Origin of the sequence: Bacillus sp. TL12 (assembly GCF_022625245.1) — a bacterium.
GTDB lineage: Bacteria > Bacillota > Bacilli > Bacillales > Bacillaceae_G > Bacillus_A.
Genome location: NZ_JAJJBY010000021.1, coordinates 70930 through 83615 on the forward strand (window position 1 = coordinate 70930; position 12686 = coordinate 83615).

12 protein-coding genes are annotated in these 12686 nt (G+C 36.7%); 8 read left to right on the forward strand and 4 right to left on the reverse strand.

Going from position 1 to position 12686, the window contains the following annotated elements; all coding sequences use genetic code 11:
* Positions 1 to 29: 29 nt before the first annotated feature.
* Both LOK41_RS18485 and gabP read left to right on the forward strand, forming a co-directional pair.
* A complete protein-coding gene (locus LOK41_RS18485) occupies positions 30 to 1376 on the forward strand; it encodes an aminotransferase (RefSeq protein WP_481748824.1) in 1347 nt (448 codons plus the stop codon).
* Between the two features lie 385 nt (positions 1377 to 1761).
* The gene (gene gabP, locus LOK41_RS18490; RefSeq protein WP_277818681.1) at positions 1762 to 3171 is read left to right on the forward strand and encodes a GABA permease; all 1410 of its coding nucleotides are present in this window, start codon (positions 1762 to 1764) and stop codon (positions 3169 to 3171) included.
* 262 nt (positions 3172 to 3433) lie between these two features.
* On the opposite strand, the gene LOK41_RS18495 is transcribed toward gabP, so the two are convergent.
* The gene (locus LOK41_RS18495; protein ID WP_241817760.1) at positions 3434 to 4018 is read right to left on the reverse strand and encodes an NAD(P)H-dependent oxidoreductase; all 585 of its coding nucleotides are present in this window, start codon (positions 4016 to 4018) and stop codon (positions 3434 to 3436) included.
* Positions 4019 to 4236: 218 nt separating this feature from the next.
* On the opposite strand from LOK41_RS18495, the gene LOK41_RS18500 reads away from it, so the two are divergent.
* The 3 genes from LOK41_RS18500 (at position 4237) to LOK41_RS18510 (ending at position 8481) form a co-directional block, all read left to right on the forward strand.
* Entirely contained in the window at positions 4237 to 5025 is a 789-nt protein-coding gene (locus LOK41_RS18500; RefSeq protein WP_241817761.1) for an ABC transporter ATP-binding protein, read from the forward strand.
* On the forward strand, positions 5009 to 7582 hold the full coding sequence (locus tag LOK41_RS18505) for an FtsX-like permease family protein (RefSeq protein ID WP_241817762.1): 2574 nt from the start codon (positions 5009 to 5011) through the stop codon (positions 7580 to 7582). Before LOK41_RS18500 ends, LOK41_RS18505 begins: the two co-directional genes overlap by 17 nt.
* Before the next feature lie 413 nt (positions 7583 to 7995).
* Complete coding sequence (locus LOK41_RS18510) at positions 7996 to 8481, forward strand: GNAT family N-acetyltransferase (RefSeq protein ID WP_241817763.1); 486 nt, start codon at positions 7996 to 7998, stop codon at positions 8479 to 8481.
* Positions 8482 to 8876: 395 nt separating this feature from the next.
* On the opposite strand, the gene LOK41_RS18515 is transcribed toward LOK41_RS18510, so the two are convergent.
* Positions 8877 to 9368 (reverse strand): phosphatidylglycerophosphatase A family protein, encoded by a 492-nt coding sequence (locus LOK41_RS18515; protein ID WP_174102418.1) that lies wholly within the window; start codon positions 9366 to 9368, stop codon positions 8877 to 8879.
* 119 nt (positions 9369 to 9487) lie between these two features.
* On the opposite strand from LOK41_RS18515, the gene yutH reads away from it, so the two are divergent.
* On the forward strand, positions 9488 to 10489 hold the full coding sequence (gene yutH / locus LOK41_RS18520) for a spore coat putative kinase YutH (RefSeq protein ID WP_241817764.1): 1002 nt from the start codon (positions 9488 to 9490) through the stop codon (positions 10487 to 10489).
* A gap of 90 nt (positions 10490 to 10579) precedes the next feature.
* On the opposite strand, the gene LOK41_RS18525 is transcribed toward yutH, so the two are convergent.
* On the reverse strand, positions 10580 to 10816 hold the full coding sequence (locus LOK41_RS18525; protein ID WP_000431179.1) for a NifU family protein: 237 nt from the start codon (positions 10814 to 10816) through the stop codon (positions 10580 to 10582).
* A 208-nt stretch (positions 10817 to 11024) separates the two neighbouring features.
* On the opposite strand from LOK41_RS18525, the gene LOK41_RS18530 reads away from it, so the two are divergent.
* Both LOK41_RS18530 and LOK41_RS18535 read left to right on the forward strand, forming a co-directional pair.
* Positions 11025 to 11333, forward strand: coding sequence for a YuzD family protein (locus LOK41_RS18530; protein WP_017150168.1), 309 nt, complete (start codon positions 11025 to 11027; stop codon positions 11331 to 11333).
* Positions 11334 to 11423: 90 nt separating this feature from the next.
* Entirely contained in the window at positions 11424 to 12224 is an 801-nt protein-coding gene (locus LOK41_RS18535) for a nucleotidyltransferase domain-containing protein (protein ID WP_241817765.1), read from the forward strand.
* Between the two features lie 116 nt (positions 12225 to 12340).
* Here the strand turns inward: LOK41_RS18535 and LOK41_RS18540 are convergent, their stop codons facing one another.
* Positions 12341 to 12499: a YqbF domain-containing protein gene (locus LOK41_RS18540; protein ID WP_174102422.1), complete on the reverse strand. Its 159-nt coding sequence runs from the start codon at positions 12497 to 12499 to the stop codon at positions 12341 to 12343.
* Positions 12500 to 12686: the final 187 nt, after the last annotated feature.

Below are 12686 nucleotides of genomic sequence, written 5' to 3' on the forward strand. Positions count from 1 at the left end.
AAACTCATAACTAGATGGAATGGGGGATGATGATTGTGCAAACAACGGAACAAACAAAGGATTTACAAAAAACGGATGAAAAGTATCTTTGGCATGCGATGAGGGGAGCAGCTCCTAACTCATCGAATTTAATTATCACAAAAGCAGAAGGAGCATGGGTAACGGATATTGATGGAAATCGTTATTTGGATGGTATGTCCGGCCTTTGGTGTGTGAACGTTGGATACGGCCGAAGAGAACTGGCGAAAGCGGCTTTTGAACAGCTTGAAGAAATGCCATACTTCCCTTTATCACAAAGTCATATTCCAGCCATTAAATTGGCCGAAAAGTTGAATGAATGGCTGGGCGATGATTACGTGATTTTCTTCTCTAACAGTGGATCAGAAGCGAATGAAACCGCATTTAAGATTGCCCGTCAATATCACCATCAAAAGGGTAATCATGGACGTTATAAGTTTATATCTCGCTATCGCGCTTATCATGGTAATTCAATGGGAGCTCTAGCGGCAACTGGTCAAGCGCAACGAAAGTATAAATATGAGCCATTGGGGCAAGGTTTTCTTCATGTAGCACCGCCAGATACGTACCGTAATCCAGATGATGTAAATACATTAGCAAGTGCCGAGGAAATCGATCGTGTCATGACATGGGAGTTAAGCGAAACAGTAGCCGGGGTCATTATGGAACCGATTATTACTGGAGGGGGAATTTTAATGCCTCCCGATGGATATATGACTAGAGTAAAAGAAATCTGTGAAAAACATGGTGCACTACTCATTTGTGATGAAGTTATTTGCGGATTTGGACGGACCGGAAAACCATTCGGGTATATGCACTATGGCATCAAGCCGGATATTATTACAATGGCGAAAGGTATTACAAGTGCATATCTTCCGTTGTCGGCAACAGCGGTTAGAAGAGAGATTTACGAAGCTTATGTAGGGAGTGAGGATTATGATCGCTTCCGTCATGTGAATACGTTCGGAGGAAATCCTGCCGCTTGCGCATTAGCTTTAAAGAACTTAGAAATTATGGAAAATGAAAATCTTATCGAACGCTCTAGAAAACTAGGTGAACGGTTATTACATGAACTAGAGGATATAAAGGCGCATCCTAATGTAGGAGATGTTCGCGGGAAAGGGCTTCTTTTAGGTATTGAACTAGTGGAAGATAAGCAAACGAAAGAACCGATTGCTGTTGATAAGATAAATAAAGTTATGGGCATCTGTAAAGAAAAAGGTCTCCTCATTGGTAAAAATGGTGACACAGTTGCGGGATACAATAATATTTTACAACTTTCTCCACCATTAAGTATTACAGAGGATGACTTTTCCTTTATTGTCAAAACTATAAAGGAAGCTATAATTCAGTTATAATATTCCAAAATGAAGCAGCGATTCAATGAAAATAACTGAAAAATATATATTTGTTTTTATGCGACAAACGCTATAGAGGAGATAAAGATCTGTCAAAGCTAGGTTTGTCGGGATTGGTAATCAGTGGAGAGGGAGTCTCCACTGATTCAGGTTTCAATATATACTTTGCTGTGTTAATATTTTTTTGATTATAATTGATTGAATATTTAGTTATTTTTAATTCGTTTATATTTCAATTAGCTTTGATGTGTACAATGTTTATACTGTCGATGAATATCTAAGTATACCTTCTATAACAAATAATTCGTGAATATTTTTTGATATTGAAAAAATCGAATCAGTTAACTTGGAAGAAAAATAGTATGTAACAAAGGGGCGTGAAATATTGAACCATAACGAGAGTCACTTAAAAAAGGATTTGAAAATTCGTCATATTACTATGATTTCTATCGGAGGAGTTATAGGGGCAGGGTTATTTATGGGAAGCGGTGCGGTTATTCATTCTGCCGGGCCTGGTTCTATCGTATCTTATGCACTTGCTGGACTGCTTGTTGTTTTTGTTATGAGAATGCTAGGAGAAATGGCTTCCAGCAATCCGACTAGTGGTTCTTTTTCTACTTATGCACGTGAAGCGATTGGGCCATGGGCTGGGTATACTATAGGTTGGTTATATTGGTTCTTTTGGGTTATTGTTATTGCTATTGAAGCAACAGCGGGGGCGGCAAATATTCAATATTGGTTTCCGGATATTCCAGCCTGGCTTTTGAGCCTAATATTAACGGTGTTATTAACCCTCACTAATATTTATTCTGTCAAATCATTCGGCGAATTTGAGTATTGGTTTTCACTTATTAAAGTTGTAGCCATTATTTTATTTCTTGGTCTTGGCCTTTCTGTTATTTTCGGGCTAGTGCCAGGAACTGAAGCACCAGGACTCTCTAATTTGACTGGTCAAGGCGGATTTATGCCAAATGGAATCAGTACGATCCTTTTGGGGATTACAGTTGTGATTTTTTCTTTTATGGGTACTGAGATTGTAGCTATGGCTGCGGGTGAATCGGCTGAGCCGTCAAAAGCAGTTCGAATTGCTACTAACAGTGTCATTTGGCGAATTCTTGTATTTTTTATTGGTTCGATTGCGGTTGTGGTTACATTGCTCCCATGGAATTCCGCTAATCTTTTAAAAAGTCCATTTGTCGCTGTTCTTGAACATGTAGGGATACCAGCAGCAGCTCAAATCATGAATCTTATCGTATTAACCGCTGTCCTTTCTTGTTTGAATTCTGGATTATACACGAACTCACGTATGTTATATGGAATGGCTAAAACAGGAGATGCGCCAAAAGCATTCTTAAAGTTAAATAAAAATGGTGTACCGGTTCATGCTGTTTTATTTGGAACGTTTTTTGCTTATATAGGTGTAATCTTTAATTACATTTCTCCAGATAAAGTGTTCTTATTTTTAGTTAATGCTTCAGGAGGAATTGCATTATTGGTTTATCTCGTCATCGCCTTTTCACATTTACGGATGCGCAAAAAGGTAGAACGTAAAAATCCTGAATTACTTAAGGTTAAAATGTGGTTATTTCCTTATCTGACCTATGTGACGATACTAGGTATTGTTGCTATTTTAGTGGCTATGGCGTTTATTGAATCCATGCGTTCCCAATTAGCGCTTACTATGCTCATTGCTATTATGGTTGTAGGTTCATATTTTCTTTTCAACAAAAACAAAGTAAGTGAAACAGAAATAGATGCTAGCGAAATAAAAAATTCTGAAACAATTAACACATAATTATCGTTTATTATATACCGATTGAAAATAAGAGGAGAGAACGAGTGTAGGTAACCTTTTATTTTTTATAGTAGCGACTCATGTGTTGGAAAATAAAAACGGATTTGCATGGAAATAGAGAAGGAGAAGGATATGGATTATACAATTAAATTTAACCTCGGAATATCCCTCGTCATTATTCTATTTTTCTTGTTCGTACTAGCTATATGTGGATGCTAAAACGACACTCATTGTGAGTGTCGTTTTAATTTAAAAACTATATTTACACTAGCAAACGATTTACAACTTCCTTCACTTCTTCAAGATATTGTTTTCTCACATCGTCATCCACAGCAGGAACACTTGTGTAGAATGTGTGCTCTAACGTTTCGATTCCTGTAAAATCAAAGATTCCAGCATCAGTTGTTTTCTTCATCGCATCAAACATACCGCTTGCTGTATAAGCTTCTTTTGAATTCCCCATTGTGGATAATAATAATCCCTTTTTACCACTTAATAATTTTTCGATACCATTTTCACCGTAAGCATAGGCGAAGCCGTGGCTAAACACGCGGTCAACATATCCTTTTAAGATTGCTGGAAGACCAGCCCACCAAACTGGATAAATAAATGTGATGCTGTCAGCCCAAGTAATGTGTTCTTGTTCTGCTTGAATATCAGCTGGCGTACTTCCTTTTGAAAATGAAACGAAATCAGACGCACTTAATACTGGATTAAAGTTTAATTCAAATAAATCGCGAACGCGTACTTCATGACCTTTTTCTTCTAATTCACCTTTTACAGTTTCTAAAATCGCATGATTGAAGCTCTGTGGATTTGGATGTGCATAAACGATTAAATGTTTCATCTTTGTTCCTCCTATTTGTGGATATGTTGATAGTTTGTTCAAATTTTTTAATAAATTATTCGTGTAACCATTATGGTTACTTTATTGTTTAGAGTCAAACAATTTATCTTCTAAAATCAAAAAAATAGTATATATGACAAAAAAATACATAATAGTAGGGGTTTCGAGTTCTAACTAGAATATATAGATAGAAAAATAGAAAAAGAAGGGGATATGAAATGGATATCATTGAAATTGAAGGTTTAGAAAAATCTTTTGAGATTGGCGATAGTAAAGTAAAGATATTAAAGGGAATTCATCTTAAAATTCAAAAAGGTGATTTCGTTTGCATTATGGGAGCGAGTGGGTCGGGGAAAACAACTCTTTTACAGTTGCTTGGAGGTTTGGATATTCCAACGGCGGGAAGCATTCGAGTAGATGGTACAGAAATTTCATCATTAAAAGAAAAAGAACTCGCGTTGTTTCGGAGACATCAAATCGGTTTTATTTTTCAGCAGTTTAATTTAATACCTGTATTTAATGCAGAAGAAAATGTCGGATTACCGTTATTACTAGATAATGTCCCGCAGAAGAAAGCTACTACGGCAGCAAATCGGTTATTAGAGCTTGTTGGTTTAAAAGGAAAGGAAAAACATTTACCATCGCAATTATCAGGTGGTCAGCAGCAAAGGGTTGCGATTGCGAGGGCATTTGCGAATGAACCAGCGATTATATTAGCAGATGAGCCAACAGGGGCATTAGATTCTGAAAATAGCAAAAATATCATTGCAGCTCTTCGGAATGCTTGTGATGAATTAGGACAAACAGCTGTTGTTGTAACGCATGATCCATTTGTAGCTGCTCATGCAGATAAAGTTATTTTCTTATTAGATGGTGAAGTTATCCATGAACATATAGAAAGTAAGGGGTGGAAATTCCGCCATATGCCGCAGCAAGTCACACACATTCAAGACATTATGAATAGACACTTTAAGGTAGGTGATAAGAGCGATGTCTTGGATAATTAAATATGCGGCCAAGTCTATTAGACAGAATTGGCTAAGGAACATGTTAATCGCTCTTGGTGCTGCACTAGGTGTTATGTTAGCAACGATGCTTCTACTTGGGAACCAATCTGTAGAACAAAGTGTTAAAGAGCAAGTTGTAAGTCGCTACGGGGATTATAATTTGCAATTTGGTTACATCAAAAATGATATGTACTTAAAAGATGAAAATTTAAAAGAGCTGAATGGTCTTGAAAGTGTAGAAAAAATATCAAAAGTACTTATTCCTTATCCTTTACAAAATCATAAAGAGCTTTCTGGCAAACCGTCTTACTGGGGCGTTGAACAAGGTTCTCCAGATATGCATGCTTATAAAGTTATAGAGGGGCGATACCCGAAAGAAGGAGCGGAGGTAACACTTACAAAAGGGTATACAGATAGAGAAAATATAAAAGTCGGAGATATGATTCGCCTACCTTTCCCACCGCATGGTGAAAAAAGTGTTAAAGTTGTAGGGGTTTTGAATCCACCATTGATGGCAGCAATGGGGCATAGTGCATACTTTCCGATTGCTTGGATGCAAAAGGAATTAAATTTACAAAATCAATTTAATCTTGTTCAAGTAAAAACATCGGATGTTAATGTAAAGACAATGATTGCTAATGATGTCAATAAGAAATTAGAAAATATCAAAATAGATCAGCGTACATATGTAGATAAAGCATTTGAAAGATTAAATGTGATGAAGCCATTAATCTTTAGCTTAGGCGGGATTGCTTTATTTGTTGTAGCGCTTTTAATTATGGGAAGTTTCTTCTTATCTGTAAGGAGTCGTTTTAAGCAATGGGCGTTATTACGTGCACTTGGTAGTAATCCAAACCAGGTCATTCTTGTTGTTTTATTAGAAGCGTTATGTATTGGAGCGATTGGTTCATTGGCAGGAGTTGTTCTTGGTGCTGGTACACATCAGTTCGCAGCTTCTGTTATTAACAAGTGGATGAATGTAGAAAGTACAGGTCAAGAAGCGTTTTCTATTTCAGGTGAGATTTTACTCATTACATTTTTATTAGGAATTGTCATGTCTGTAGTAGGTGCGATCATACCAGCATTTATGGTAAGAAAAATCCCTCCTGTTGAAGCATTAAGACCAGGAATTCCAAGTAATCAAAAGAAAGAACGGAAATGGAGTGTTTTCAGTCTCGTTATTTTAATAGTGGGTGCTGGAATTGGTTTAAGTGGTGGATTTACTGAAGAATATATTGGTTTTAATCCAAGTGCGATAGGAGCACTGTTATTTGCAGTAGGTTTGTTGTTTGCAATTCCGTTATGTATTCGTGTTATTACGCCAGTTATTGCAAAATCATTTCAAATGATATTTCGTATTGAGACAACGATTAGTGGGAGAAATGTGATTCGTTATCGTAAAAAGGCAGCGGTGTCAGTCGCGATTCTAGCATTTGGATTTATGTTATCGCTAGTTGGAACGATGTATGTGAATGCGATGTATGAAGGAACGAAAAAAGGATTACAAAAGAATTTACCAGCAGATTTAGTCATTCGTGTTCCAATGGAATCACAAGGGATTGAAAGTCTACCATTTCATTGGTTAGAAAAGATACAAAAGGTTGAAGGAGTAAAAGAAATTGTCGGAGCAGCCCCTGACTTCACATCTAAACTTGTAAATTATGACTTTAAAAAGGCAAATCAAGAATGGTACGAGTTTATGAGGAAAAATAAGTATGATTATGAAGCAATGGAAGTTGTAGGTACTAATATTACTTCATTTCAGAAAGTAACACAGATGAAAGTTATTTCTGGACAAAGCTTGAGTACGCCACTAAGAAATGGTGAAGGAGTCATTACAAAAGATACAGCAAAAAATTTAGGGGTTAAATTACATGACACAATCGAAGTACAGGGAAAAGGGAAAGAAAAACAGCAAATTCAAGTTGTTTCTATTATAGAGAAAGACTTACGACTTCGAGGTTCTTACGTTTTTGTAAATGAAGAATGGGCACGGAATATGTTTAGTATAAAAGGCTATGAATCGATTCAAATTATGACGGACTCTAAGGTACCTTTTGAAACAATTAAGAAGAAAGTAACACAGATAACAAAAGGGAAAGAGAATGTCGAGGTTATAAATAGTACCGATTTGTTAAAAGAACAAGAGCAGCTCTTATCTCAAATGGTTATGTTAATTCGTTTATTAGTAGTAATCATCTTCATTATTTCAGGTATTGGCTTAATGAATGCGATTGTTGCAAGCTTACATGAAAGACGTGCTGAGATTAGTATGATTCGTGCCGTAGGAGCGATCCCTAAGCAAATGCGAAGAATTGTGTGGTTAGAAGGTGCATTGCTTGGTGCGATAGCTGGAATCATAGGTATTGGAGGCGGAGTGATTTTCAGTTATATTGTATTATCAAGTTTAGAATTAACAGTTATTACAATTCCATATAATCAAGTGCTATTACTGGCAATAGCAAGTGTTATACTCGGAACAAGTGCAGCTATGATTGCTTCATTCCAGTTAAGAAGATTTAAACTAAGTGACACGCTTAAAGAATTATCAGCGTAAGAAAGACCGCTTTTACAGCGGTCTTTCTTAGTATGTTTATAATAAAACTCGTTTCTCCTTTGCTTCTTTTATCCACGTCGGAAGTTCATTCAATAAAGTGAAACTTTAATCAGTGGGGGTTTTCCTCATTCCCCACTGATTATTAGTTGAACCAATCGGGCCTTTACGGGCAGTTTATCTCCCACCTAACTTCTTTGCTCCCGCCGGATTTTGAGGTGGGAGTATTACTGCCCGTTAGTGCGGGATAAAGTGTTATACAACGTTTCATCTGTTGTTTTTTCGATATCGCGAATGTAGAAAAAGTTTTCTGATTTTGTATTTTAAAAATTTACAAACTTTTCAAAAATAGAAGGTGAATTTCGGGATTTATGTAGAACTTTGTTAGTAAGTAGTTTTAGAAAGGAAGAAGAGAGATGGATATACACAAACTAACAGGGGCAGAAGCAAAAGAAATCAATACGTGGCAGTATGAGGAACCGTATTCGTTATACAGCTTTTCGGGAAGTAAAGAGGTAATAGAAGAACTATTAGGTGGAACATACTATGGCTGCTGTAATGAGCATAGAGAACTAATTGGCTACTTTTGTTTTGGAGAAAATGCACAAGTTCCAGGAGGAAGGGCTGCAAAGTTATACGTAGGAGAAGATACCGTGGATATTGGACTTGGTATGAAGCCAGGGCTAACAGGGAAAGGGATGGGGAAGTCTTTTTTTCAAGTTGGCCTCCAATTTGCTTTGAAAGAGTTTCAGCCGAAAAGAATCCGTTTAAGTGTTGCTACTTTTAATAAAAGGGCGATTGCATTGTATGAGAATGTTGGATTTCGAAAGAAGATTTCGTTTATGAGCAGGGGAAGAGAGTTCCTGCTCATGGAGTATGATTTAGATGAATCTCGTTTTTAACAATTTTTTTATGGCCCTGTCCAAATTAAGCGTATAACATAACCGAAAAAAATAATGTAAGAGAGTATTGCGAAAGAGCATGTTCCGCTTATTGCACGAACCAATCCTTTTTCTCCAATGAGTGCTAAAAGGATAGATAAGATACTACTTATAATAATGGTGGCTTCTAGTGAAGGGGTAAGGCGCCCTGACCATGAGAGACATAGAAAGAATGTGCTGAAGGCAACCAACGCGAAAAGTAGAGAAAGCCAAGAAAAGATTTGTTTTTTAGACATCAGGACACACTCCTTTTTAATATTCGAACTTACATAAATTGTATGACGAATTACAATTTATGTAAACGAAAGAACCCACCTCTTTACAAAGAGATGGGTTCTTTTGTTTACGGTTTTACCTCATTCTGCATGCTCAGCGCGATGAGCCAAGCGACTAGATGCAGCGGCAGCGATTGCGCCCACAATATCATCAAGGAATGTATGGACTTTTCCAGATGATTTATCATTTAAGTATTCTAAAATACCTGGTTTTAATTTATCGATGTATCCAAAGTTTGTGAAACCGATAGAGCCATACACGTTTACAATTGAAAGTGCGATTACTTCATCGACTCCATATAAGCCTTCATCGCGCTTTACGATATCTTGTAATGGTTTGCTTAACATTCCTTTTTCAGCAAGGACGTCTAATTCAATTCCTGTAATGAGTGCATTTTGTACTTCGCGTTTGGATAATACACGTTCTACATTGTAACGACATTCGGACATCTCTAATTTTGAATGGTATTTCTTTTGAAGAAAATGAACAAGTTCCGCAATATCATCGATTGTTACACCGCGTTCTTGTAGTAGTTGTAATGCTCTTTCTTGTAGTTGATTTGATTTTTTCATGTTATCACCTTTTTTTCTTTTTATTATTTGTATACGTTTTGTTGCTTTATCATGTGCATAGGAATGAAAGGCGAGCACAAGCTCATATATATAAAGAAAAACCATAGGTGGCGACTATGATGATTCAGCATATTTATGAGCATTATCAAATGCATGTCAAAGAATTAATCCCCCTTGGCCCCTATAAAAGCTTTTGGATTCGCAATAAAATTTATGTACTTCTTCCGATTGGGAATATGGAGGAAGATGTACTCGTTGAAATGAAAAAATTAAGCGATTATATGAACCAGCAAGGGGATATTACTGTAGCGACTTTTGTTCCGACAGTGCACGGCTACTATGTAAGTGAGATAGAAGAAAAAAATTACTGTTTATTAAAAGGTATGCGTTTGCTCGATCGACATGCTACTTCGTTAGGTAGCGAGCTTTCCTTATTCCATAAACGCGGCGCTTTTTTTCCTGAAGAAATAGAACAACTAAGTCGCATCGGTGAATGGAAGGCATTATGGGAAAAAAGGCTGGATCAATTAGAGCGATTTTGGCAATCACAACTTATGAATCAGCCGTCAGATGTATTTGATCAACTATTTATGGAGTCTTTTCCATATTATTTAGGCATTGCTGAAAATGCCATTCAATATGTCGTTGATACAGAAATAGATGATACACCTCAGCTTGCTGATGCGGCAACGATCTGCCAAGAACGTTTCACCCCTTTATTATGGCAACAAACGAATAAATTAAAAATTCCCATCGATTGGGTATATGATCATCCAAGTAGAGATTTGGCAGAATGGATTCGATATGTATCGATGGAAAAGAAGCAAGATTGGGAACAAACAATTTTTCAGTTTGTAACAGATTATGAGAAAAATTATCCGCTTTCTTCTTTTGGGTGGCGTCTCTTATTTGCGCGTCTTCTCTTTCCGCTTCGCTACTTTGAAACGGTAGAACAGTACTATTTGACGGAAAATGAAGAACAAAAAAGTATGTACCGAGATCACTTAGAAGATATTTTACACGATGTGAACCGTTCAGAGCAATTTATGAAGCATTTTTATGAACTCTTACGTTTGCCTGTCGATAAGCTTGGGATTCGAAAATTGGATTGGTTGTCTTAATAGAAATTTATAAAAAAGAGACCAATGTTGGTCTCTTTTTTATAAATATTTAGTGAAAGCGATTCTAAACGAGCCGCTTCCGCTTTCAAATTAAAATACTTGTTCTACTTCGATAACGCCTGGTACTTCTTCAAGTAGTGCGCGTTCGATACCAGCTTTTAGTGTGATTGTAGAACTTGGGCAGCTACCGCATGCACCCATAAGGCGTAGTTTTACAATACCTTCTTCAATATCTACTAACTCAACGTCACCGCCATCACGAAGTAAGAACGGGCGTAATTTATCTAATACTTCTAGTACTTGTTCTTGCATATTTGGGTTTTCCATTTTTATCGACTCCTTTCATCCATTTTATTATAATCAAGATACAGGGGAAAATCTATTTTTTCTGTTCTTGTTTTATTGTCAAAATTTTGTATCATGTTTACAACGTGTTTTTTCAGTATAGGGGACAAGAATTAAACTTGTAAAGAGATGTGCTTATAAGGTAAGTCATCTAGGTGTACTGTTAGAACAGAGAAGTGGGGGAGAAATAATGGTTAATGTTCAAGTATATGGGGCAAAAGTAATTTGTGCGAGCTGCGTTGGAATGCCGTCTTCAACGGAAACATTTGAATGGCTACAAGCGGCAATTGGTCGCAAATATGAAGGACAAGATGATAAATTCAAGTTTGAATACATTGATATTCAAGAAGAGCAAGAAGATGCTGAGAAGCAAGCTTTTGCAGAGCGTGTAATTGAAGAGGATTTATTTTATCCAGTTGTGCTTGTAAACGGTGAAATCGTTGGAGAAGGAAATCCTCGTTTGAAAGACGTATATGAAGAAATTGAGAAATATTTATAATATAGAAGCCTTTGTGATTGCAAAGGCTTTTCTTATATATTTATATGGAAAAAATAGTTATTAAAGGTAATTTTATTAAGGGGGATGGATGTGGAGGGTATAGTGAAACAAGAATTACCAAAAGAAGTAAAGGACCTAATGGATCAATATGTGAATGGACTGCAAGACATATTTTTTAATGAACAATTGGTAGGGGTATATGTATACGGTTCAATCGCTCTAGGGGCATTCCAGTTTGGTACGAGTGATGTTGATTTTGTAACGGTAACGAGAGAGACAGTCAGTGAATTTGAGAAGTTGCAAATAAGTGACTTACATAAAAGATTGAGTAAAAGTAAGCTCGGAAAACGGATGGACGGTATGTATATCTCGTTTGCTGATTTAGGGAAGCGAAACCAAGAGATACCGCAGTATGTCTATTGTGCTGACGGGAAAGTTAACGTAGGTCACTGGGATGTGAATGATGTGACATGGTGGACGCTGAAGAACCGTGGAATTACTGTGACCGGAGAAGAAGCAAGTGAACTTCCGTTTGAGGTCCCATGGAGTAAGGTTGTAGAAACAATGAAATATAACGTAGAGCAGTACTGGAGTGAAAAGGCGTCAAAACCATACTTGTTTCTAATCGAAGAATGGGTAGAATCAGCTGTTGTCACAATGGGCCGTATTTTGTATACGTTAGAGCATGAAACGATTGTTTCGAAAGATGAAGGATTACAATATATGATGGAATCGTCCTCTGGAAAATGGATGCCTTTGTTACAAGAGGTAGAGCGGATACGTCATAATAAGGCGATGAAACGAACGATTTCCATTTGGAAACGGGCAGATATGACGAAGAAGTATTTGCTTAGTGGGATAAAGGAGTGCCGGAGGAAGTGGGAGGCTTAGTTTATGCAAAATTTATTAAAGAGATAAAATATTAAGACCTCTGTAGTTACTACATACTACAGAGGTCGATTTGTAGATAAAGGTTCTTAACGTACACACTACTTAGCTAGTCACTATTACGCTGTGGAAATATCCTCGTCTTTACGTACTTCAAAAAACTCATTTTTGCACAGGTATTTAAAAATCCTTTGTGTAACTTGCTCTTCTTGATCTAATAAGAAACGATGATCAAAAGCATAGAAGGATTGCCCTTTAATTAATTTAACATAATACATTATGCATACCTCCGTTATTGAACGATACAAATTAAAGATTTATTACTATAATATCCATAAAATGGATTTAGATACATGGAATGTGAATCAAGGATTTTGGTAGTGAAAGTTGTAAGTGATTAACAGATAAGGCATGCTGTTGATTAGAGATATTTAGTTAGTAATAAAAAAAGAGTTCACCTGATAT

What these genes read in the sequence shown, in the direction of transcription:
- LOK41_RS18485 (WP_481748824.1), top strand. Translation starts at nt 30, where the DNA reads ATGATTGTGCAAACAACGGAACAAACAAAGGATTTACAAAAAACGGAT.
- LOK41_RS18500 (WP_241817761.1), top strand. Translation starts at nt 4,237, where the DNA reads ATGGATATCATTGAAATTGAAGGTTTAGAAAAATCTTTTGAGATTGGC.
- LOK41_RS18505 (WP_241817762.1), top strand. Translation starts at nt 5,009, where the DNA reads ATGTCTTGGATAATTAAATATGCGGCCAAGTCTATTAGACAGAATTGG.
- LOK41_RS18495 (WP_241817760.1), bottom strand. Translation starts at nt 4,018, where the DNA reads ATGAAACATTTAATCGTTTATGCACATCCAAATCCACAGAGCTTCAAT.
- yutH (WP_241817764.1), top strand. Translation starts at nt 9,488, where the DNA reads ATGATTCAGCATATTTATGAGCATTATCAAATGCATGTCAAAGAATTA.
- LOK41_RS18525 (WP_000431179.1), bottom strand. Translation starts at nt 10,816, where the DNA reads ATGGAAAACCCAAATATGCAAGAACAAGTACTAGAAGTATTAGATAAA.
- LOK41_RS18540 (WP_174102422.1), bottom strand. Translation starts at nt 12,499, where the DNA reads ATGTATTATGTTAAATTAATTAAAGGGCAATCCTTCTATGCTTTTGAT.
- LOK41_RS18515 (WP_174102418.1), bottom strand. Translation starts at nt 9,368, where the DNA reads ATGAAAAAATCAAATCAACTACAAGAAAGAGCATTACAACTACTACAA.
- LOK41_RS18510 (WP_241817763.1), top strand. Translation starts at nt 7,996, where the DNA reads ATGGATATACACAAACTAACAGGGGCAGAAGCAAAAGAAATCAATACG.
- LOK41_RS18530 (WP_017150168.1), top strand. Translation starts at nt 11,025, where the DNA reads ATGGTTAATGTTCAAGTATATGGGGCAAAAGTAATTTGTGCGAGCTGC.